This window comes from Nonomuraea sp. NPDC049269 (assembly GCF_043197155.1).
Lineage (GTDB): Bacteria > Actinomycetota > Actinomycetes > Streptosporangiales > Streptosporangiaceae > Nonomuraea.
Genome location: NZ_JBICSO010000007.1, coordinates 141,930 through 164,109, shown reverse-complemented (window position 1 = coordinate 164,109; position 22,180 = coordinate 141,930). Strand labels below are relative to the sequence as shown.

Below are 22,180 nucleotides of genomic sequence, written 5' to 3'. Positions count from 1 at the left end.
GGATCAGGCGTTGAGCGCGTTCAGGAGCCGGGGCTTGGCGGCCTTCTTCCAGACCGGCGCGAGGTCGCGTAGTGCCGCGTCGGCCGCGTGGCGTTCGTCGGCGAGCAGCAGGCCGAGGGTGAAGGCGTCGGCCACCCGCAGGCCCGGACGGGTGGCGAGCTGGGTGAGCTCCTGCTGGGCGACCAGCGCGTCCTGGCGGCGGCCGAGGGTCTCCTGCAGCCGTTCGGCCTGCTTGGCGAGCTTCTTGGCGGGCTTGCCGAGCACCGGGGTCGCGGCCTCGGCGGTGTAGCGGGCGCGTTTGGCGGCCTTGCGGGTGGAATGCAGGGCCCTGTCGCGCTCGGCGCCCTCGGGCAGTCTCTGGGCCTCGGTGTACCTGGTGAGCACCTTGCGCCAGCTCCTGGCCACCAGGCGGGGCGTCTGGCGGCTCGCCTTGCGCCCGGCCCGGTCCTGGAAGGGCGGGTCGGCGATGAAGTCGTCGACGGCGGCCAGCAGGGTGAAGTAACGCGGCGCACTCAGCGTCTGCCTGAGCGTCTGCCGGGCCTTGCGTTCTCGCGTGGCCAGCAGGCCGGGCCAGCGCGCGTTCCCGAGGCCGCCGTCCTGGGGCTGCCCGGCCAGTCGCTGGTCGAACCGGGCGGTGAGCACTTCGAGATCGCGCACCGTGCCCAGCTCACCGGCCAGCCATCTCAGCTCCGCCTCCAGCGGGGCGACCCGGTCGCCGTCCAACAGCCGGGAGTGGGTACGCAGCACACTGCGCATGCGCCGTACCGCCACGCGCATCTTGTGCACCGAGTCGTCGTCGTGATCGGCCAGCCGGACCAGCGGATCGTAGCCGAGCATGCGCTCGCGCTGCCGCCGCAGGTACGCGGCCAGGGCGGCGCCGGCGCTCCGCCCCGAACCCCGGTCCGCGGCCGGAGGCAGGTCGTCGCCCAGCACGCGCGCCAGCTTGGACACCGACGGGGACGGCGTCGCCCCGGCCGCACGCAGTCTGCGCTCGACGGCGTCCAGTACGCCGGTGGACCCCTCGACCAGCTCGACCTCGATCTCGCGCCACGACGCCGGCCGGCGGTCCCGGTCCAGGCGGCGGCCCACCACCTGGTCGTCGGCCACCTCGGCCACGACCTTGCCGCCGTCGTCGTGCAGCCGCCGCACCGTGCGGGTGGTCTCCAAGGTGACGACCGGGACGAGTTCGTGTCCGCGTACGTGGGCCGCGACGAGTTCGGCCAGCTGGACGGGCACGTGATGGACGTCGGCGCCGAGCGGCGCGTGGACCTCCCGCCTGGCCCCCTTGGCCATCGGCAGCTTGAGATGCCACCCGGCGTCCTCGCCGCCCTGGCGACGGCGCAGGGTGATGCCGTGGGTGGCGAGGGTCAGGGCCGCAGTGTCGACGTACTCCGCAACCAGCCGCCACGTCTCCGGCTCGTCCGCCGTCATCTCGCCGTCCGGGCCGGTGAGGTCTCCGATCTCGACGTCCCCGTCGACGTCGTACTTGCGTTCGATTTCCACGTGGCTCGCCATCACCGTGCTCCTCGACTACAGACAGGTCGGCGAGCACCCACCTACCCCATCGAAGGCCCCGAAACTGCAGCCTGGTGACCTTCGGTGACGGATCATGTAGCGTCACGGGAAACGTGCGACGCTACCGGAGGTGCGGTAGATGGTTGAGGAGCGGCGACCCGACGCGACAGGCGAGCACGACAGAAGGCAACTGGTCCGGGCGGTGATCGCCTCCGCAGTGGGGACCTCGATCGAATGGTACGACTTCTTCCTGTACGGCTTCGCCGCCAGCACCATCTTCGCGAAGCTGTATTTCCCGACAAGCGAACCGACGACGGGACTCCTGCTCGCCCTCGCCACCTACTTCGGCGGCTTCGCCGCCCGCCCGATCGGTGCGGCGATCTTCGGCCACTACGGCGACCGCATCGGCCGTAAGGCCACCCTGATCATCACCCTGCTGACCATGGGCATCTCCACCGCGCTCGTGGGCCTGGTGCCCACCTACGCCCAGATCGGGATCTGGGGCGGCATCCTGCTGACCGTCCTGCGCCTGCTCCAGGGCATCAGCGTCGGCGGCGAATGGGGCGGGTCAGTCCTGCTCGCCACCGAGTGGGGCAAGTCGCGCGGCGGCCGGCGCGGCTTCCTCGGCAGCTGGCCGCAGTTCGGCGTCCCCGTCGGCCTCGTGCTCGGCTACACGGCCCTGCAGGTGTTCCAGCCGCTCGACCCCTACTGGGGCTGGCGCATTCCGTTCCTGCTCAGCATCGTGATGGCCGCCGTCGGCCTCTACATCAGGCTCGGCATCCTGGAGACGCCCGTCTTCGCCAAGCTCCTGGCGGAGAACAAGGTCGAGCGCGTCCCCGTACGCGAGGTCATCGTCAGGAACTGGCGGGAGATCGTGCTGAGCGCGTTGCTCCGCACCGGGCAGCAGGCGCCGTTCTACATCTTCACCGTCTTCATCCTGACCTACGCCACCAAGACGCTGGGCTTCGCGGCGAGTGACGTCTACCTGTACGTCATCGTGGCGGGGATCGTCTCCCTGTTCACCGTGCCGTTCTGGGGGTACATCTCCGACCTCGTGAACCGCAGACGGCTGTACAGCGTGGGCGCCGCGGCCATGGTGGTCTGGTCCTTCATCTACTGGCCCCTGCTGGACACCCGCGTCCCCGCGCTGGTCTTCCTGGCCATCGTGCTGGCCGCGCCCATCCACGACATCCAGTACGGCCCCCAGGCCACCTTCATCGCCGAGAGCTTCACCGGCCGGCTGCGCTACAGCGGCGCCTCGCTCGGCTACCAGCTGGCCTCGGTGACGGCGGGCGGGCCCGCGCCCCTGATCGCCGTCTGGCTGTACACCACCTACAAGAGCTCGTTCGCCATCGCCGTCTACATGGCGATCTGCGCGCTGATCAGCCTCGTCGCCGCGCTCGCGCTGAAGGATCGCTCACAGCACGACTACGCGGTCGAGTACGACGAGGTGGCCTAGCCGAGCGCGTGGTCGAGGTTGAAGGCGGCGCTGATGAGGGCGAGGTGGGTGAAGGCCTGCGGGAAGTTGCCGAGCTGCTCGCCGGTGTGGTCGATCTCCTCGGCGTACAGCCCCAGGTGGTTGGCGTAGGTGAGCATTTTCTCGAAGGCCAGGCGGGCCTCGTCGAGGCGACCGGCGCGGGCCAGGGCTTCGACGTACCAGAACGAGCAGATCGAGAACGTGCCTTCCTGGCCTTCCAGCCCGTCCGGGCTGGCCTCGGGATCGTAGCGATAGACCAGCGAGTCGGAGACCAGCTCGCGGCTGAGGGCGTCGAGGGTGGACAGCCACTTGGGGTCGGTGGGCGAGACGAACTTGGCCAGCGGCATCATCAGGATCGACGCGTCCAGGACGTCCTCGTCGAAGTGCTGGACGAACGCCTGCAGCGTGGTCGACCAGCCGCGTTTCATGATGTCGTGGTAGATCGCGTCGCGGGCCTGCCGCCAGCGCCGTATGTCGGCGGGCAGCCCCCGATGGGAGGCCATGCGCATGGCGCGTTCGATGGCCACCCAGCACATCAGCCGTGAGTAGACGAAGTTCTTGCGCCCGCCGCGGGTCTCCCAGATGCCTTCGTCGGGTTGGTCCCAGTTCTCGCAGACCCATTCCACCAGCGTGCACACCTGCTCCCAGCGGTCGCTGGAGATCGGGGTGCCCCACTTGTTGTAGAGGTAGATGGAGTCGAGGAGCGCTCCGTAGATGTCCAGCTGGAGCTGGCTGACGGCGGCGTTCCCCACGCGTACCGGGGCCGATGCCCGGTAGCCCTCCAGGTGACTCAGCTCGCTCTCCGGCAGGTCGCTGCGGCCGTCGATGCCGTACATGATCTGCAGCGGGCCGGTGCGGCGGTCGCCGTCGGAGCGGACGTGCGTGGACAGGAAGCCCATGAAGGCCTCGGCCTCCTCGGTGAAGCCGAGCCTGAGCAGGGCGTACACGCAGAAGGCCGCGTCGCGGACCCACACGTAGCGGTAGTCCCAATTACGGCTGCCCTTCAACCGCTCGGGAAGGCTGGTCGTGGCCGCGGCGACGATCCCGCCGGTCGGCGCGTAGGTGAGCAGCTTCAGCGTGAGGGCCGAACGGTGGACGACCTCCCGCCACCGGCCCCGGTAGCGGGAGGCGGACAGCCAGTTCCGCCAGAACCGTACCGTCTCGGCGAACTGCGCCTCCGCCTCCGCCATCGGGCAGCCTCGTGGCGGAACCCCGTCGCCGATCCGGTCGAGGGAGAACACCGCGCTCTCGCCCTCCTGGAGCTCGAACCGTGCCCAGGCGTCGCGCCCGTCGGTGTCGACGGGCACGCTGGCGGACAGGTTGAGTGAGAGGCACGCCGACTCGAAAATCGTCAAGCCGCCCTGCTGGCGGACCGTGTGGGATTGCCGGGCGTAGTCGAAACGGGGGGCCACCCGGGCGCGGAACGGCAGAGTGCCGCGGACGCAGGCGACCCGGCGGATCAGCCGGTGCCGATCGGCCTCGCCGGAGTCGCCCACGATCGGCATGAAGTCCTGGATCTCACCCACCCCGTCGACGGCGAAGAAGCGGGTGATCAGGACAGTGGTGTCCGGGAAGTAGAACTGCTTGGTCTTCGCCGGGGTGTCGGCGAACAGCTCGAACGAGCCGCCTTTGTCGGCGTCCAGGATCGAGGCGAACACGCTGGGGGCGTCGAAGCTCGGGCAGCAGTACCAGTCGATCGTGCCGTTGGTGCCCACGAGCGCGACCGTGCGCAGGTCACCGATCAACCCGTGCTCTCCGATCGGCAGATACCGGGAGTCCTCGGGGTAGTCGCCTGGTCCAGCGGTCATATCCGTTTTCTGCCACTATGCGGTCGAACTATGCAGGTTGCGAGGTTAGGACATGTGCTTTATCTGTACTTCCGGCTGACAGGATGATCCCCGATTGCGTAGGACAAGAGACAATCGAGGGCAACAAGCATGATTTCGCAGGTCAGGCTGGGAAGAGGGGTCGCCTTATCGGTAGGCGTCCTGCTTCTGGCCATGTCGGGTGCCACCGCCGCCGGGGCCGTGACCGGGACGGCCGCCGTCGCGTCGCCCATCACCGTCGAGACGGCCAAGGACACCTATCTCAGCCAGGACGCCCCCACCCGTACGCACGAGAGCTACACCTGGCTCTCGGTCTGTGCGGCGACGTGTGACGGCAAAGCCGATGCGGAGCGCCGCGCGCTGGCTTCGTTCACCGTCAGCGGCGTGCCCTCAGGGGCCAAGAACGTCAAACTCTCGCTGGAGGTGACCGCCGCCCGGACCACCGACACGACGATCTCCGCGAGCAAGGTCACCGGAAGCTGGGCCGCGGCCACGGCGAACTGGGCCAACAAACCGGTCTTCGGCACGGCCATCGCCACCGCGAAGGGCCTGGTCAAGGACGAGACCAAGAAGCTCGACGTCACCTCCGCCTACACGGGTAACGGCACCTACGCCTTCGGGCTCTCGTCGACGGCCGGCGCGCAGGGCGTGCTGCACTCGTCCCACTCGACCACGGGCAAGGGCCCCCGCCTGGTGGTGACGTACACGACGGCCACCGCCCCCACTCCCACGCCGACTTCCGCGGCCACCGGCCCCCTGCCGTTCGACCTGCCGGCCAAGAGCACGCTGCGCGCCTCCGCCAAGAAGGTGTTCGCGCACTACTTCACGCCGTACCCCATCTCCTTGGACAACAAGGAGGGCAGCGTCGACTACTACGCCAAGAACTACCTCAACCCGGCCGGCGAGAGCGGTAAGCACGCCGCCTACGGCGGGCTGCTGCGCGACCGCCCGAAGCCGCGCGCGGCGCTCTCCGGCGACTACCAGCTTCAGGACATGGAGACCGAGGTCAAGACGGCCGCCGCGGCGGGCATCGACGGGTTCACCGTGGACATGCTCTCGCTGAGCAGCGCCAACTGGACCCGGCTCAAGCTGCTCGTGAAGGCGGCCGAGGCGGTCGACAGCGGCTTCACCATCGTCCCGATGCCCGACATGACCTCGCTGTCGGCCGACGCTGCGACGCTCGCCGCCTCCCTCGCCGAGCTGGCCGCCTCGAAGTCGAGCTACCGCCTGCCCGACGGGCGCGTCGTCGTGTCGCCGTTCAAGGCCGAGGCCAAGACCGCGGCCTGGTGGGCGGACCTCATCGACGTCATGAACACCAAGTACGGCATCAAGGTCGCCCTCGTGCCGACGTTCCTGAACTTCTCCGCCAACGCCTCGGCCTTCGCCTCCATCAGCTACGGCTTCTCCAACTGGGGCAACCGCAGCCCGGCCGGGCAGACGGGCATCGCGAGCAACATCAAGAAGGCGCACGACCTCGGCAAGATCTGGATGCAGCCGGTCTCCGTCCAGGACGAGCGCCCGAACCAGAGCATCTACGACGAGGCCCTGAACACCCAGAACCTCAGGACCACGTGGGAAGGCTCGATCAACAACAGCGCGGACTGGGTCCAGCTCACCACCTGGAACGACTTCTCCGAAGGCACCCAGTTCACCCCGTCCCCGCACAACGACTCGGCCTACCTGGACATCTCGTCCTACTACCTGACGTGGCTGAAAACCGGCAAGGCCCCGGCGATCGTCCGGGACACGGTCTACCTGACGCACCGCACCCAGCTCGCCGCGGCCAAGCCCACGGGCGGCCAGACGAAGCTGATGGCGCCGCGCTCGGGCACCAGCACGCCCAGGGACGACGTCGAGATCCTGTCGTTCCTCACGGGCGCCGCGACGGTGAACGCCACCATCGGCGGCACGGCCAAGACCTACTCGGCCAAGGCGGGCCTGCAGGCCCAGCTCTACCCGCTGGCCAACGGCACCAACAAGGTCTCCGTGGTCCGGTCCGGGACGACGACGGCCACCGTCACCTCGCCCTGGACCGTGGTGGCCGCACCCGTGGTGCAGGACCTGCAGTATCACGCGGTCAGCAGCGGACGCTGATCGGCTGACAGAAAGGGCCACCCGAATCACTCGGGTGGCCCTTTCTGTTTGTCTTCCGGCTGTCAGCACCTCCTGCCGGTGTTGATGCAACGGACGACGGTCTTCATGAGCTGCTTGGACATCACCTCGATGGCGCCGGCGTGGTCGGTGTTCGGGCTCTGCTGCTCGCTGGCGACCCCGTCCAGCGCGAACGGGACGTTCGTACCTTCGGGCTGGGTGTTGGGCACGTTGCCGTAGACCAGCGTCATGCGTAGCTGCGGTACGGCCTTGGTCCCGCTCGGGCAGGCACCGTTCTCGTCGGGGAAGACGACGTGGGTACGGTGGTCGGCGCTGTCGAGGTTCTGGCCGTCCCAGCAACTGGGCATGTCGAGGATGCGGACGACAGCGCTGCCGTCCGGGCAGATCGGATACTTGTCGGTCAGCCTGTCGGTGAAGCCGGTGCAGCTGAACGTCGGCCGGGCGTTGTCCGCGCTGGCGGCCGGGGCATCGGCTGGGGCATCGGTCGGGGCGTCAGTCGAGGTATCGGCCGGGACGTCGGTTGCGACGTCAGTCGGGAGGTCGGTCGGAACGTCGGTCGGCAGGTCGCTCGGAACGTCCGTCGGGAGATCGCTCGGGGCGTCGGTCGGGACGTCAGTGGGGGCGTCCGTCGAGGTGTCGGCCGGGGCGTCGGCCGCGCTGTTGGTCACTGCCATCGCGTCGCCGGTGACCAGCCTGAGGAAGCGGGGCGCCGCCGTGACCCGCGACGTGGCATTGCCGCGGAACTGCAACTGCACCGCGGTGGGCAGCACGGATGTGCTCTTGCCCCCCGTGAGCACCTGCAGGGCCGGCCAGAAGTAGCTCGACTGGTCGGCGCTGAAGCGGCAGGTGGTGTCCGCGGCGGCCAGGCTCTCGTTGGTGGAGAAGGCGTCGGTGGACTCGTTACCCACGTAGTTGTTCACGTGCTGGGCGCCGTTGGACACGCCCGGAGCGATGATGACGTTGTCGGAGTTGGTGTGGCCCTCCTGGCCCGTACCGCACCTGGAGACGAAGGTGCCGCTGGACGCGGTCAGCTTCGGCTGCTGCACGGGGGAGACCGCCTGGATGTCGATGAAGTCGTCGGCCGACGGACCGGCGCTCTTGGCGGCGGCCGAAGACTTGGCGGCGGCGGCGCTCAGCTTGCAGGTGGACAGGGCCTCAACCTGGAGGTTGGGGCGTGCCGCTACCCGGCCGATGGCGGTGGCCATGCGGTTGATGGTGGCGGTTCGTTTGTCGGCCAGGGGGCCGAGGATGGCGTTCTGGATGAAGTTGGGGCCGCCTTCACCGGCTGAGGTGACCAGGCGTTTGTTGGCTTCGGCGATCTGGGTGTCGAGCAGGGCGAGGTTGCGGTCGATTTCGGCCTTGGCCGCTGCGGGGATCTCCGGAAGTTTGTCCGCGACGCTCGGGCAGGTGATCGTCTTGCTGCCGGTGCTGGGAGGTGCGGTGGTTCCGTCATCGGACGGAGGAGAAGTGGGGGACTCGGGGGCGGCGGTGGCAGTGGCGCCGCCGCTGCCGAGCTTGCAGGTGGACAGGGCCTCAACCTGGAGGTTGGGGCGTGCCGCTACCCGGCCGATGGCGGTGGCCATGCGGTTGATGGTGGCGGTTCGTTTGTCGGCCAGGGGGCCGAGGATGGCGTTCTGGATGAAGTTGGGGCCGCCCTCTCCGGCTGAGGTGACCAGGCGTTTGTTGGCTTCGGCGATCTGGGTGTCGAGCAGGGCGAGGTTGCGGTCGATTTCGGCCTTGGCTGCTGCGGGGATCTCCGGAAGTTTGTCCGCGACGCTCGGGCAGGTGATCGTCTTGGCTGTGCCCTCGGGCGCCGGCGCATCAGAGGTCCCCGGTGTCGCCGAGGCGGAGGCCTCAGGCGCCGGGGCTTCGGTGGCAGTGGCGCCGCCGCCGAGCTTGCAGGTGGACAGAGAGGCCACCTGGAGTTCGGGGCGTGCCGCCACTCGGCCGATGGCCGTGGCGATGCGGTTGATCGTGGCCGTCCGCTTGTCGGACAGCGGGCCGAGGATGGCGTTCTGTACGAAGTTCGGGCCGCCCTCTCCGGCCGAGGTGACCAGCCGTTTGTTCGCTTCGGCGATCTGGGTGTTCAGCAGGGCGAGGTTGCGGTCGACCTCAGCTTGCGCCGCTGCCGGAATCTCCGGAAGTTTGTCCGCCACACTTGGGCAGCTGATCGTGTCCGCGCGGGCGGACATGCTCGTCAAGGTTATCGACTGCCCTGCTGCGGGGGACCCCGCAAGGACGAGAGTGATACCTCCGACGGCGGAAACAACGGCCAACCATGGCCTGAATGGTCTGCTCCCCGAGGCATTCGCCATACGCGGAACTCCTCTCGGGTTCGGAACGTGAACCGGAAAGCCCGGTTTTCCTGAGGTACGGGACAACAACGACCATGGTTCACCAGCCGGAAAATTCATCCGGCAGCGGGAAATGTCGAAATAAATCCTCCAGGCATTGAACAGATGTCCGTTATTTCGCGTATCTCGCTACTATTACGGTGCCGGAGTTTCGCCGCGAGCAGGGTGAAGGCCATGGCCAGGGCGGCCCTCACATCGCCATCAGCGGGGTCGTGATGACCCTATGCACCTAACCAAGCGCTTGCTACGCTCCGATCATGTTGTCCACGATCGTCTGGGGCACCGGCAACGTCGGCCGCGCGGCCATCCGTGCCGTCGAGGCCCACCCGGCGTTGCGGCTCGCGGCCGTACTCGTCCATGACCCCGGTAAGGTCGGCCGCGACGCCGGCGCGCTCGCCGGACTCGGCGCCGATCTGGGGATCGCGGCGACCGACGACGTCGACGCGGTGCTGGCCACCGGTCCCCGCGCCGTCGTCTACGCGGCGTCCGGCGACATCCGTCCTGATGAGGCCCTCGCCGACATCATCAGGGCGATTCGCGCCGGAGCCGTGGTCGTCACCCCCTCGTTGTACGCGCTCTACGACCAGCGCAACGCCCCGCCGGAACTGCGCGAGCCGGTGCTGGCCGCCATCGCGGACGGCGGCGGCTCGCTGTTCGTCTCCGGCGTCGACCCGGGCTGGGGCAACGACGTGCTGCCCCTGCTGATCAGCGGACTCGGCGGCACCGTGGACGTGGTCCGCTGCCAGGAGATCTTCGACTACTCCACCTACGACCAGCCCGACTCGGTCCGGTACCTGGTCGGCATGGGCCAGCCGATGGACTATGAGCCGCCGATGATCGCGCCGACGGTCCCGACCATGGTGTGGGGCGGTCAGATACGGCTGATGGCCAGAGCCCTCGGCGTCGAACTCGACGAGATCCGCGAGACCGTGGACCGGCGCCCGCTCGACGCGACGGTGGGCACCGAGACGATGGGCGAGTTCGAGGCGGGCACCCAGGGCGCGGTGCGGTTCGAGGTGCAGGGCGTCGTCGAGGGCGAGCCCCGCATCGTCATCGAGCACGTCACCCGCATCCACCCGTCCTGCGCGCCGGACTGGCCGACCCCGCCCGACGGCCAGGGCGCGCACCGGGTGATCATCGAGGGCCGCCCGCGCATCGAGGTCACGGTCGAGGCCACCGACGAGGACGGCAACCGGGCCGCGGGCGGGAACGCCACCGCGGTCGGCCGCCTGGTGAACGCCATCGACTGGCTCGTGGACGCCGAACCCGGCCTTTACGACGCGCTCGACGTCCCCTTGCGCCCCGCGATCGGAAAACTCCGGAGGAAACACCTATGAACCTCGACATCCCCGAGGGAAAGGACGCGATCGAGTACGTGTGGGGTGAGATGGTGCCCGGCATCGGGATCGCCGCCTCGCACTTCTCCCTGTCGGTGTACGCCCACACGACCCTCGGGCTCCGTGAGTTCGAGGCCGCCCGGCTGCGGATCGCGCAGATCAACGGCTGCGCCTTCTGCCTCGACTGGCGTACCGAACGGGACGGGCAGAAGGTCGAGGAGGAGTTCGCCGACGCGGTCACGCGATGGCGCACCACCGACGCCTTCGACGATCGCACCCGGCTGGCCGCCGAGTACGCCGAGCGGTACGCCCTGGATCACCACGGCCTCGACGACGAGTTCTGGACGCGGATGACCGCGCACTACAGCCAGTTGGAGATCGTCGAGCTGAGCATGAGCATCGGCTCCTGGCTGGCGTTCGGCCGGCTCAACCACGTCCTGGGCCTCGACACCGTGTGCAGACTGCCCAGCGGCCCATCGCCCGCCCCCAAGCGGGCCTCCTGACCAACACAAAGGCGCGAGCAACATGCAGGACCTGTTCTCATCCCACCGAGAGTAAGGACCATCGGATGAGTGACAACACCCCGCGCGGTACCGGTTCCAAAGGTGTCTCGCGCCGCGGATTCATCGCGGGAACCGTGGGCGCCCTGGCCCTCACAGCCCACCCCACCGCGGCCCGGGCGGCAGCCGGCCCGATCGGCAACGGGGCTCACGTCGCGGCCCTGGTGATCGGGACCGGATACGGCGGTTCCGTCGCCGCGCTCCGTCTCGCCCAGGCGGGCGTCGACGTACACATGATCGAGATGGGCATGGCCTGGGACACCCCCGGCTCCGACGGCAAGATCTTCTGCAGCACGCTCTCGCCGGACAACCGGTCCTACTGGTTGCGCACCAGGACCAAGGCGCCCCTCAACTACTTCCTCGGCTTCCCGATCGACCGCGACATCTCCCGCTACACCGGGGTCCTGGACGCCGAGGAGTTCAGCGGCATCACCGTCTACCAGGGTCGCGGCGTCGGCGGCGGTTCGCTGGTCAACGGCGGCATGGCGGTCACCCCCAAGCGGGAGAACTTCGCCGCCGTCCTCCCGTCGGTCAACGCCGACGAGATGTACAGCACCTACTACCCGCGCGCCAACGCCGGGCTCGGGGTCGGCACGATCAGATCGGCCTGGTTCGACTCCACCGACTGGTACCAGTTCGCCAGGGTCGGCCGTAAGCACGCCCAGCGCTCCGGCTTCCCGTTCGTCTTCGTGCCCGACGTGTACGACTGGAACTACATGGAGCAGGAGGCGGCCGGAACCGCCACCAAGTCGGCCCTGGCCGGCGAGATCCTCTACGGCAACAACCACGGCAAGAAGTCCCTGCAGAAGACCTACATCGCCCAGGCCAAGGCCACCGGCAGGGTCACCATCTCGCCGCTGCACAAGGTCACCTCGGTCGCCCCGGCGGCCGGTGGCGGCTACACGGTCGTCATCCAGCAGATCAACACCACCGGCGACACCACGGCCACCAAGACCGTGACCGCCGACCGGGTGTTCTTCGCCGCCGGCAGCGTCGGCACCAGCAAGCTGCTGGTCAAGCTGAAGGCCACCGGAGCGCTGCCCAACCTGAACGCCGAGGTCGGCAAGGGCTGGGGCGACAACGGCAACGTCATGTGCGGCCGCGCCAACCACCTGTGGGATCCGACCGGCAGCAACCAGTCGACCATTCCCTGCGCCGGCATCGACAACTGGGCGGCCGGTGGCGCGTTCGCCGAAGTCGCACCACTGCCCACCGGGATCGAGACCTTCGCCTCGTTCTATCTGTCGATCACCAAGAACCCGAACCGCGCCCAGTTCTCCTGGAACGCCACGACGGGACAGGTCGACCTGAACTGGCAGACCGCCTGGAAGCAACCGGCCATCGACATGGCCAAGACGATCTTCGACAAGATCAACTCGACGGAGGGGACGATCTACCGGACCGACCTCTTCGGCATCTACAAGATCTGGGGCGACCACCTCACGTACCACCCGCTCGGGGGCGCGGTCCTGAACAAGGCCACCGACAACTACGGCCGCCTGGCCGGCTACCCGGGCCTGTACGTCATCGACGGCTCACTGATCCCCGGCAACACCAGCGTGAACCCGTTCGTCACCATCACGGCACTCGCCGAACGGAACATCGAGAAGATCATCGCCACCGACCTGTAGCCCCCGGCCCGCTGAAAGGGGCCGCGGCCTGCGACCCCTTTCGGTGCTTCAGTCGCTCAACCGAGATTCACCCGGGTAATCGCGTTGACCCGGGTCGCCATGATGTTCACGTTGAACACCGACATGTTGGTGGTGGCCGTAGTCGCGGCGCACCGTAGCCGAACCACCCCGGTGGTCGCCACGGCACGGGCGGTGCCCGTCGACAGGCTCGCGAGCTGGCCGTTGGGGCCGACCGTGGCGACGACACTGGTGTTGTTGGTGCTGCTCTCGCTGATGATCAGGAATGAGCAGGCCAGGGCCGCCGCTGTGGCGGTGTTGTTGCGGGCCGTGAGGGTCGCCTCAGCCGTCCAATTGCCGGCCGGCACGTTGAACAGGTAGTCGGCAAAGGTGTCGGCCGTCACCGTCCTGGTGGCGAACGTGTCGGCGATGATCACCTCAGGCGGCACCGCGGCGTTCGCCGGGGCCGCCAGCCCGACGCCGACGATCAGAGCCACACCCGCGACCAGGGCCACCCACAGCCCGCGCACCCTCGTGAGAATCGCAGTAAACATGACATCACTCCTCGCATCCGGGGCAGCGTCCGCCGCCCACCCGATGCTCAGATGGTCCCGATCGCCGTTGCAGTCCCGTTGCAACTCCCCGCCGGGGTGCGCTCGTGCGGCGTGGGTCCGTGCGGGTAAAACGGGTGGCGGGGCGCTGGGTTCGGTCGGCATCGTGGCTGCATGGCCGAATCGCGCCGCAGGGCGCTGCCCGTTGACTATGACGATGATCCGGGCCGTTTCGTGGCGAACCGGCAGGCGACGCCAAGAGACATCCATCCCCTGGTAGCGGCCCGCTTGGCGGCGGAGGGGGTCCGTCCGGTGCTGGACGTCGGTGGCGGCACCGGCGTGCTGGGACGGCTGCTGGCCGACGCCGGGGTGCCCACGGTCGTGCTCGACGCCGCGGCGCACATCGTACAGGCGCCCCGGCCCGCGGTGCGAGCCGACGCGTTGACGCTCCCGTTCACCGACGGCGTCTTCGGCGGCGCGGCCGCGTTGTGGATGCTGTACCACTTCGCCGAGCCCGCGCGGGTGCTGGCCGAGGTCCGCCGGGTGCTGAGGCCCGGAGGGCTGCTGGCGGTCTCGGCGCCGAGCCGGCACAACGACCCCGAGCTGTCGTCGATCCTGCCGGATTGGGGGCAGCCGTTGAGCTTCGACGCGGAGGCGGCGCCCGCCGTCGTCGGCGAGGTCCTGGACGTGGTGGCGGTGACCTCCTGGGACGAACCGCTGCTGCATCTGCCCGACCGGGAGGCCGTCACCCTCTACCTCAGGGGCCGCGGCCTGACCGAGCCGGCGGCGCGCGACGCCGCGCACCGCGTGACCACCCCGTTGCGGGTGACCAAGAGGGGATCACTCATCTGGGCCCGCCGACCGCGACTGGAGAGCCCGGCTCATTGAGGTGAGCGGCCCAAGGACCGCCGGCCGGATCTGAAGCGGACCCAGGCCGGGGATCGCGGTCACCGGCAGAGGGAGGCTCAGGGGGCGTTGGTGTTCTGCGCGGCCTGGTAGACGGCCATCGCCTCGTTCCCGAAGAAGGGGCCGAACATGAAATCGGGGGCGAAGTCGTACTTGAAGCTGTTGACCGAGTTCAGCCACCCGAGCCCGGTGGACTCGTTGAACCCCTGGAACCACGGCCCGCCGCTCGCCCCGCCAGTCATGTTGCAGCGCAGCCCCTGGTCCCTGGTCATCACGGTGTCGTTGAACGCGCGCCCGCTGCAGTAGACCAGCTTCGACCCGTCGAAGGGCGGCGCCGCCGGGTAGCCGAACGAGAACATCTGCCGCTGCCTGGGCTGGTTGAACGCCACCCCCTGCCCGCCCACGACGTCGGTCAGCGTCCGGCCCTGGAGCGGCGCGACCACGGCGGCGGCCACGTCGAAGTTGATGTCCTCGCGAGCGTTCCACTGCTGCGTGGTCAGCAGCCTGCTGGCCACCCACGTGCCGAACGGGCGCCGGCCGTTGTCGAAGGCCGGGATGAACACCCAGTTCCGGTGAAAGGCACCGCCCTCCTTCACGCAGTGCCCGGCGGTGATCACGACGCTCTCGTTGGCGCTGGTCACCGCCGAGCCGGAACAGGAGGCGTTGCCGCCGTTGGCGGTGGTGAAGAAGACGCGTCCGGTGGTACGCACGACGGCACCGCCGTCGGTCCACCGGAGGCCGGGGCTGTTGGGCACCCGGGCCTGCTCCTGGGCCGAGACGCCCTGGACCCTCAATGGGGTGCCCTGGGTGGCATCGGCCGTGGCGACCCGGGTGGTCCACGGGGTGCGCTGGGTCGTGGTGGTGGAGGCGCCTCGCGTGGCCCACGGCGTGCCCTGGGTCGGCGAGCCCGACCCGTTGGAGCGTCGCGGCGTGGGGTCGTCCAGCGGCTGCGCCGCCATCATGCGCTGCTGTGTCCAGTACTGCAGGACGGTCCTGCGCTCCGACCAGGAGTCCGTGGCGGACCACCTGACGGGCGTGGGGTCCGCGCTGATCCTGCCACCACTGGCCTGGGCGGCACCTGCGGGGACCAGGGCACCTGCCACGGTCAGTGCGACGGCGGAGAGCAGGGCGACTCTGCGGTGCATTACATACCTCCCGAAACCGGAATCTGCCGTCAGGAGGTACGTACGGCGCTATGAATCTTCCTCAAGGCATACGCAAACGGGTATAGCGGCATTTCGCGACGACCTCGCGAGGACCGGTCGGGAGTTGCCCGCCCTCGACCACGCCGACCCCTCCCTGCGCACCCCGTCCACGCTATGGACCTTCTTGGCTACGCCGACTTCCTTGCCGCGCGCCCCGGTTGCGCCATGGCCCTTCCCGGCCACACCGGCCCCCTCGCCGGTCCTCCGGCTGGCACCTGAGCGGCCGAGCGGTGTGCCGTACCGCCTGCGCTTTCTGGCCGTGATGCCTAGGTGGCGTCAAGTCGGGGCATCTTGGGCTTGCAATGACGCCATTATGACGCCATAGTTGTGTCATGGATCTCGCGCCGTATGTCGACCAGCTCCGCCGTGAACTCACGATCGCCGCCGAGGCAGGCGGTGAGGACGCTCGCGTGCTCGCCGAGCGTCTCGCCCTGACGCTGGAGCCGGCCACCCGGCTCGCCCTGCTGGAGGCGCTCTCCGCCGCCGCGGACGAGATCACCCGCGACCTCGCACCGGGTTCGGTCGAGGTACGCCTGCGCGGACCCGATCCCGGCTTCGTCGTGACGCCACCACCGATCGGTCAGCCGTTCGGGGAGCCGGGGCATGCCGGGGCAGCCGAGCGGGGTGCCAGGCCGCAGGACGTCGACGAGGGCGGGACGTCGCGGATCTCGCTCCGCGTTCCCGAGCAGCTCAAGCCGCGCATCGAGGAGGCGGCCGGCCGAGACGGGCTCTCGGTCAACACCTGGCTCGTCCGCGCCGTCTCCGCGGCGCTCGAACCCGACGGCGGAGGCCGGCGCGCGGCCCCGCGGACCCTGCGAAGCCACAGCGGCTGGGTCCGCTAGCCGGATCCAAGGCCACGCCGTCCGGCAGCCAGGACGTTCGCCGCACCCAAAGACAGCATCCAACGACAGCCGGAACGCCCGCCGAACCCATGAGGGGACCGTCATGCCAACGTTCGCCACCCCCGAGCCCATCTCCGTAATGATCGATCTCGCAGCCGCCAAAGTCCGGATCAACGCGAGCGATCGCACCGACACCGTCGTCGACGTACGCCCCGGCGACGAGTTCAGCGAGACCGACCGGCACGCCGCCGAGCAGATCCAGGTCGAGTACGCCGGCGGCCGGCTGCTCGTGAAGGCGGACAAGAACCGGCCCGCTCCGCCCTCCGGGTGGGGCGACTCGATCGACAAGCTGGTCGAGGCGCCCAGAACCTGGGCCCGTTCGCTGCTCGGCTGGGGCGGCTCGGTCGACGTGACGATCGACCTGCCGTCCGGCTCCCGCGTCGAAGCGAACGCGGCGGCGGATTTCCAGTGCAGGGGCCGCCTCGGCGAGGTGAAGTTCGCCGCCTCCTACGGCGACATCCGGCTTGAGGAGGCCGGCCGGCTGCAGTTGAAGACGGGGTCCGGTGACATCTCGGTGACCCGGTCGGTCGGGCACGCCGACATCACCAGTTCCAACGGCGACATCCGGATCGGCGAGATCGACGGCACGGCGGTGGTCAGGACCTCCAACGGCGACCTCAGGCTCGGCTCGGTCACCGGCGAGCTCCGGCTGAAGACCGCGTACGGCGACATCACCGTAGACCGCGCCCTGGCTGGAGTCGCCGCCAAGACCGCGTACGGCAGTGTCCGGATCGGCGAGGTGGTGTCCGGCGCGGTCGTCATGGAGACCGCCGGCGGCCGGCTCGAACTCGGGATCCGGGAGGGCACCGCCGCCTGGCTTGACGTGAGCTCGCAGTACGGCAGCGTGGACGTCTCCCTGGACGACTGCTCCGGCCCCGGCCAGTCCGACGAGACCGTCGAGGTGCGGGCCCACACCGCCTACGGCGACATCGTGATCCACCGTTCGTGAAACAGAACATCAAGAGGAGAAGATCTCATGCCCCCAGCGATCGTGGCCGAAGGCCTGGTCAAGAGATACGGCGACGTGGTCGCCCTGGACGGGATCGATCTGTCGGTCCCGGAAGGAACGGTGTTCGGATTACTCGGCCCGAACGGCGCCGGCAAGACGACGACAGCGCGGATCCTGACCACGCTGCTGAAGCCGGACGCCGGACATGCCACGGTCGCCGGATTGGACGTGGTGGCCGACGCGCAGCGGCTGCGCTCTCATATCGGGGCGTCCGGGCAGTACGCGGCGGTGGACGAGCACCTCACCGGCGCGGAGAACCTGGAGATGGTCGGCCGTCTCTACCACCTGGGCACCAAACGCAGCAAACAGCGCGCCAGAGAGCTGCTGGACCGCTTCGACCTGTCGGAGGCGGGTGACCGCCCGGTGCAGGGCTACTCCGGCGGCATGCGGCGAAGGCTCGACCTGGCCGGAGCGCTGGTGGCCGATCCGCCGGTGCTGTTCCTGGACGAGCCGACGACCGGCCTGGACCCCCGCGCCAGGGTGAGCTTGTGGGAGGTCATCGCCGACCTGGTCGCCGGCGGCACGACGGTCCTGCTCACCACCCAGTATCTGGAGGAGGCCGACCGGCTCGCCGACCGGATCGCGGTGGTCGACCACGGACGGGTCATCGCGCTCGGCACCGCCAACGAGCTCAAGGACCAGGTCGGCGGCGACCGGATCGAACTCTCGGTGACCAGTCACGCCGAGCTGGAGACCGTACACCGGGTCCTGGCGCCGCTGGCCGTCGCCGAGGTCTGGACCGACCCCACCGCCCTGCGCGTCACCATCCCGGTGGCGGGTGGCGCCGCCTCGCTCACCACCGCCCTGGGCCGCCTGGCCGCCGAGGGCGTCGCCGTACGCGACGCCGGGCTGCGGCGGCCGACCCTGGACGAGGTCTTCCTGAGCCTCACCGGCCACCAGGCCGCCACCGACGACACCAAGGAGACGGTCCGATGAACGCCCTTCAGATGGCGGTCGCCGACGGCATGACGATCAGCAAGCGCAACGCGCTCAAGATCAGGCGAGCCCCCGACCTGCTCGGCGGTGTGATCATCCTCCCGATCGTGTTCGTGCTGCTGTTCGCGTACGTGTTCGGCAGCATGATCGACCTGCCCGGCATCTCCTACCAGGAGTACCTGCTGCCGGGGATCTTCGTCCAGACGATCGTGACCAGCGCGCAGATCACCGGCTATACGCTCACCCAGGACCTGCAGAAGGGCATCTTCGACCGGTTCCGCACGCTGCCGATGGCGCCGACGGCGGTGCTGGTCGGGCAGACGCTCTGCGACATGCTCATGAACATCACGAGCATCGTCGTGATGGCGCTGGTGGGGCTGCTGGTCGGCTGGCGCGTCCACACGTCGCCGCTGGAGGCGGCCGGGGGGTTCCTGCTGCTGCTGTTCTTCTCGTACGCCTTCTCCTGGGTGACGGCGACGGTCGCGCTGGCCCTGCGCACGCCCGAGGTGTTCAACAACATCGCCACCCTCGTGTCGTTCCCGCTGGTCTTCCTGTCCAACGCCTTCGTCGACAGCGCGCGGCTGCCCGGCCCGCTCAAGCCCGTCGCCGAATGGAACCCGGTCTCGACGTTCGTCCAGGCGGCGCGCGAGCTGTTCGGCAACACCACGCCGCTCAGGCCGGTGCCCGACGCGTGGCCGCTCCAGCACGCGGTGCCGGTATCGGTGGGCTGGTCGGTGCTGATACTGGTGGTGTTCGTCCCGCTGGCCACTCGCCTGTACAAGCGAGCGGTCAGCCAGTGACGCCCTGCCTTCGTCAGTCCTCGTGGGAGCGCGCGAACGTCAGCGTCTCACCCCGGGCGCCGGACATCCAGATGTCCTGGCAAGCGACGGCCATCTCCGCGAGCCCCTCGACGACGGTGCCGAAGACGTTGCCTGGCACCCAGCCCTGGTCACCGTTGAGCAGCAGGTTGTTGCGCCCGTAGAACAGCGCCAGATCGATGATGTGGGACAGGTCCTTGGGACCGCCACCGCTCTCGTAGCCGTGCGAGGGAGTGGCGAGATCATTGGCGTCGAACGCGAAATAGCAGAGATCGCCGGGAATGGGAGTGACCGTGGTGTTCTCCTTCCCGGGCTCGACCGCCGCGAACGCCGGCACGAGGTTGTAGATCTCGTTACGGGCGTACTTCCCGTGGAAGACCTGACCGGACAGCGGCAGCGCGTCCCAGACGGCGGCCGCGGTGCGCGGCGCCTCGTCGTCGAGCAGCCGGGCGGTGCAGGAAACGCCGCGCGATTCCAGCGTGACCGTGATGTAGCGAGCCATGGGGAGTCTCCTCAATGGTTAGGGGCGGGCGAGCGGCGGCCGCGTGGAGGTCCAGTCGGTGGCCGCCTCATAGGAGCGGGCGGCCCGCAGCACGAGCGCGTCGGCGTGCCGGGGGCCGACGATCTGCAGGCCGACGGGCAGCCCGGCGGAGGTGAATCCGCAGGGCACGCTCGCGGCGGGCTGCTGGGTCATGTTGAACGGGTACGTGTACGGGGTCCAGCTGGTCCAGTCCTCGGAGTGCCAGCCCTTCGGCGCGTCCATTCCCTTGGGGAACGCGGTGATCGGCAGGGTCGGCGTCAGCAGCAGGTCGTACGTCTGGTGGAAGCGCCCCATCCGTACCCCGAGGTCCATCCGCACCGCCGTGGCGTCGAGATAGTCCGCGGCGCTCGCGGCCAGGGCGCGCATGACGCCGCGGCGCAGCCCGGGGTCGACCCGCTCCAGGGCGCCGGGGCCATAGGCGTCGACGACCTTGGCCGCGCCGGTGAACCACAGGACGTGGAAGGCCTCGACGGGGTCGGCGAAGCCGGGATCGACCTCCTCGACCTCGGCCCCCGCCTCGGCCAGCACGGCCGCGGCGGTACGGACGGCGGCCTCGACCTCGGGGTCGTTGCGCACGTACCCGAGCGTGGGGGAGAACGCGACGCGCAGGCCGCGGACGCCGTCGTCGAGTCCGTCGCGGAACGAGGTCGCCGGGGTGGGCAGGGCCGACCAGTCGCGTGCGTCGAAACCGGTGAGTATGTCGAGCATCAGGGCGGTGTCGGTGACGGTGCGGGTCATGGGCCCGCCGTGTGACAGGGTGCCGAACGGGCTGGCGGGCCACATCGGGATGAGGCCGTACGTCGGTTTGATGGTGACCGTTCCGGTGAACGCGGCGGGGATGCGCACCGATCCGCCGCCGTCGGTGCCGACCGACCAGGCCCCCATGCCCAGCGCGACCGCCGCCGCGCTGCCGCCGCTCGATCCGCCGGCGGTCAGCTCGGGGTTCCACGGATTTCCGGTGGCGCCGTGTCGCGGGGAGTCGGTGACGCCCTTCCACCCGAACTCGGGCGTGGTGGTCTTGCCCAGCAGCACGGCTCCGGTCTCGCGCAGCCGGGCCACGGCCGGGGCGTCCTCCGGCCACGGTCCCTGCTCGTCGATGAGGTTGGTGCCGCGCAGGGTCGGCCAGCCGCGGGTGTACAGGATGTCCTTGATCGAGGTGGGTACGCCGTCGCCGGGTCCATGGGTGCGGCCCTCGCGCCAGCGGGCCTCGGACTCCGCCGCGGCGGCCAGCGCGGCCTCGGCGTCGACCAGGACGAAGGCGTTCACGTCGTCGTTGGTGGCCTCGATCGCGGCGAGCGCGGCGCGGGTGGCCTCCACCGGGGACACGCTGCGGTCGCGGTAGCCGGCGATCAGTTCGGTGGCGCTCAGCCGGGTCAGGTCGGTCATCAGGGCTCCCTACTCGTCTACGGGACGCGGCTACGGGCGGCTCGGCTGCGCGTGGCTCGGTTGGGGGTGGGCGGGTACGAATCCGAGCCGCTTGTCGACGACGTTGACGAGCTCCTCGCCGTCGAGCCAGCGGACGGCGTTGTCGGTGAACTGCCGGGCCAGCGTGTCGAGCCAGCCGACGGTGTCACCGGACATGTGCGCGGACACGACCACGCCGGGCGCGCTCCACAGCGGATGGTTCGCCGGCAGCGGCTCGGTCGCGAACACGTCCAACGACGCCCCCGCGATCTGCCCGCCCGCCAGGGCCGCGACCAGGTCGTCCTCGACGACGCAGGGGCCGCGCCCGACGTTGATCAGGTGGGCGGTGGGCTTCATCGCGGCCAGCACGGTAGCGTCGATGAGCCCCCGGGTCGCCTCGGTCAGGGGCGCGACCATGATGACGTGGTCGGCCCAGCCGACGTGCGCGGCCAGTTCGCCGCTGGCGACTACGGTGCCGAAGTCGGGGTCGTCGGCCCGCGCGGTGCGGCCGGCCCCCCGTACGTCCATGCCGACGGCGCGGAGCAGCCGGGCGGTCTCGCGCCCGATGGCGCCGGTGCCCACGATCAACGCCGTGGTGCCGGCCACCGGCAGGGTCTCCCGGTGCTTCCACGTACGGGCGAGCTGCAGATCGTGGCTGCGGTGCAGGTCCTTGGCGAAGGCGAGCACCGAGCCGAGCACGAACTCGGCGATGGGCCGGTCGAAGACGCCACGTGCGTTGGTGACGATGACGTCGGAGTCGTTGAGCTCATCGAAGAGGAGCTTGTCCACGCCGGCCGCGGCCACGTGGATCCACCGCAGTGCCCCGGCGTGCTCCCAGATCTGGCGTACGGCGCTGGAGAAGAAGTCCCACAGGAAGAGGGCGTCCGCGTCCGCCACGGCGGCGGCCAGGCCGTCGGCGTCGCAGTAGCGGACTGTCGCACGCTCCTCGATGGCGCGCATGTGCGGGGGAGGCGGGCCCCCGGCCGCGCAGAGCACGGCGATGATCGGCTTGCCGTCGGATTCTGCCATGGGCGCCTCCCCGTTCGCTCGCCACCTGGGCCGCGGCCCAACGTAGGAGAGCTACGTATGATTGTCAACA

General features: G+C 69.5%; 18 protein-coding genes. 10 read left to right on the top strand and 8 right to left on the bottom strand.

Going from position 1 to position 22,180, the window contains the following annotated elements; genetic code table 11:
* Positions 1-3: 3 nt before the first annotated feature.
* Complete coding sequence (locus tag ACGFNP_RS36445; protein WP_393326525.1) at positions 4-1,515, bottom strand: CHAD domain-containing protein; 1,512 nt, start codon at positions 1,513-1,515, stop codon at positions 4-6.
* Between the two features lie 139 nt (positions 1,516-1,654).
* On the opposite strand from ACGFNP_RS36445, the gene ACGFNP_RS36440 reads away from it, so the two are divergent.
* Positions 1,655-2,974, top strand: coding sequence for an MFS transporter (locus tag ACGFNP_RS36440; RefSeq protein WP_393326523.1), 1,320 nt, complete (start codon positions 1,655-1,657; stop codon positions 2,972-2,974).
* Here the strand turns inward: ACGFNP_RS36440 and ACGFNP_RS36435 are convergent.
* On the bottom strand, positions 2,971-4,800 hold the full coding sequence (locus ACGFNP_RS36435; protein WP_393326520.1) for a glycoside hydrolase family 15 protein: 1,830 nt from the start codon (positions 4,798-4,800) through the stop codon (positions 2,971-2,973). The two genes, ACGFNP_RS36440 and ACGFNP_RS36435, sit on opposite strands and share 4 nt — an antisense overlap.
* Positions 4,801-4,992: 192 nt before the next feature.
* Between ACGFNP_RS36435 and ACGFNP_RS36430 the strand changes: the two genes are divergently transcribed.
* On the top strand, positions 4,993-6,912 hold the full coding sequence (locus tag ACGFNP_RS36430; RefSeq protein WP_393326517.1) for an endo-1,3-alpha-glucanase family glycosylhydrolase: 1,920 nt from the start codon (positions 4,993-4,995) through the stop codon (positions 6,910-6,912).
* Between the two features lie 62 nt (positions 6,913-6,974).
* Here the strand turns inward: ACGFNP_RS36430 and ACGFNP_RS36425 are convergent, their stop codons facing one another.
* Positions 6,975-9,122, bottom strand: coding sequence for a DUF1996 domain-containing protein (locus ACGFNP_RS36425; protein WP_393326514.1), 2,148 nt, complete (start codon positions 9,120-9,122; stop codon positions 6,975-6,977).
* Between the two features lie 419 nt (positions 9,123-9,541).
* Here ACGFNP_RS36425 and ACGFNP_RS36420 point away from each other — a divergent pair, with 419 nt between their 5' ends.
* The 3 genes from ACGFNP_RS36420 (at position 9,542) to ACGFNP_RS36410 (ending at position 12,812) form a co-directional block, all read left to right on the top strand.
* Positions 9,542-10,621, top strand: a complete 1,080-nt coding sequence (locus ACGFNP_RS36420) for a dihydrodipicolinate reductase (protein ID WP_358318031.1) — start codon at positions 9,542-9,544, stop codon at positions 10,619-10,621.
* Positions 10,618-11,124, top strand: coding sequence for a carboxymuconolactone decarboxylase family protein (locus ACGFNP_RS36415; RefSeq protein ID WP_358318032.1), 507 nt, complete (start codon positions 10,618-10,620; stop codon positions 11,122-11,124). The genes ACGFNP_RS36420 and ACGFNP_RS36415 overlap by 4 nt, the downstream gene beginning before the upstream one ends.
* 65 nt (positions 11,125-11,189) lie before the next feature.
* A complete protein-coding gene (locus ACGFNP_RS36410) occupies positions 11,190-12,812 on the top strand; it encodes a GMC oxidoreductase (RefSeq protein ID WP_358318033.1) in 1,623 nt (540 codons plus the stop codon).
* A gap of 56 nt (positions 12,813-12,868) precedes the next feature.
* Here the strand turns inward: ACGFNP_RS36410 and ACGFNP_RS36405 are convergent, their stop codons facing one another.
* Positions 12,869-13,363 carry a hypothetical protein gene (locus tag ACGFNP_RS36405; protein ID WP_358318034.1) on the bottom strand — a complete coding sequence of 165 codons (495 nt, stop codon included), beginning with the start codon at positions 13,361-13,363 and terminating at the stop codon, positions 12,869-12,871.
* A gap of 171 nt (positions 13,364-13,534) precedes the next feature.
* Here ACGFNP_RS36405 and ACGFNP_RS36400 point away from each other — a divergent pair, with 171 nt between their 5' ends.
* Entirely contained in the window at positions 13,535-14,248 is a 714-nt protein-coding gene (locus ACGFNP_RS36400; RefSeq protein WP_393326509.1) for a class I SAM-dependent methyltransferase, read from the top strand.
* 77 nt (positions 14,249-14,325) lie between these two features.
* Here ACGFNP_RS36400 and ACGFNP_RS36395 read toward each other — a convergent pair whose 3' ends face one another.
* The gene (locus tag ACGFNP_RS36395; protein ID WP_393326507.1) at positions 14,326-15,411 is read right to left on the bottom strand and encodes a trypsin-like serine peptidase; all 1,086 of its coding nucleotides are present in this window, start codon (positions 15,409-15,411) and stop codon (positions 14,326-14,328) included.
* A gap of 392 nt (positions 15,412-15,803) precedes the next feature.
* Between ACGFNP_RS36395 and ACGFNP_RS36390 the strand changes: the two genes are divergently transcribed.
* The 4 genes from ACGFNP_RS36390 (at position 15,804) to ACGFNP_RS36375 (ending at position 19,118) form a co-directional block, all read left to right on the top strand.
* Entirely contained in the window at positions 15,804-16,313 is a 510-nt protein-coding gene (locus tag ACGFNP_RS36390) for a hypothetical protein (protein ID WP_393326504.1), read from the top strand.
* A 103-nt stretch (positions 16,314-16,416) separates the two neighbouring features.
* Entirely contained in the window at positions 16,417-17,322 is a 906-nt protein-coding gene (locus ACGFNP_RS36385; RefSeq protein ID WP_393326501.1) for a DUF4097 domain-containing protein, read from the top strand.
* 27 nt (positions 17,323-17,349) lie between these two features.
* Positions 17,350-18,318 carry an ATP-binding cassette domain-containing protein gene (locus ACGFNP_RS36380; protein ID WP_393326498.1) on the top strand — a complete coding sequence of 323 codons (969 nt, stop codon included), beginning with the start codon at positions 17,350-17,352 and terminating at the stop codon, positions 18,316-18,318.
* The gene (locus ACGFNP_RS36375) at positions 18,315-19,118 is read left to right on the top strand and encodes an ABC transporter permease (RefSeq protein ID WP_358318040.1); all 804 of its coding nucleotides are present in this window, start codon (positions 18,315-18,317) and stop codon (positions 19,116-19,118) included. The genes ACGFNP_RS36380 and ACGFNP_RS36375 overlap by 4 nt, the downstream gene beginning before the upstream one ends.
* Positions 19,119-19,131: 13 nt before the next feature.
* Here ACGFNP_RS36375 and ACGFNP_RS36370 read toward each other — a convergent pair whose 3' ends face one another.
* The 3 genes from ACGFNP_RS36370 to ACGFNP_RS36360 are packed head-to-tail and all read right to left on the bottom strand — an operon-like array spanning position 19,132 to position 22,110.
* Positions 19,132-19,638, bottom strand: a complete 507-nt coding sequence (locus ACGFNP_RS36370) for a DUF3830 family protein (RefSeq protein ID WP_393326495.1) — start codon at positions 19,636-19,638, stop codon at positions 19,132-19,134.
* Positions 19,639-19,656: 18 nt separating this feature from the next.
* Entirely contained in the window at positions 19,657-21,063 is a 1,407-nt protein-coding gene (locus ACGFNP_RS36365; RefSeq protein ID WP_393326492.1) for an amidase, read from the bottom strand.
* Between the two features lie 30 nt (positions 21,064-21,093).
* Positions 21,094-22,110 (bottom strand): D-2-hydroxyacid dehydrogenase, encoded by a 1,017-nt coding sequence (locus ACGFNP_RS36360; protein WP_393326489.1) that lies wholly within the window; start codon positions 22,108-22,110, stop codon positions 21,094-21,096.
* Positions 22,111-22,180 lie beyond the last annotated feature (70 nt).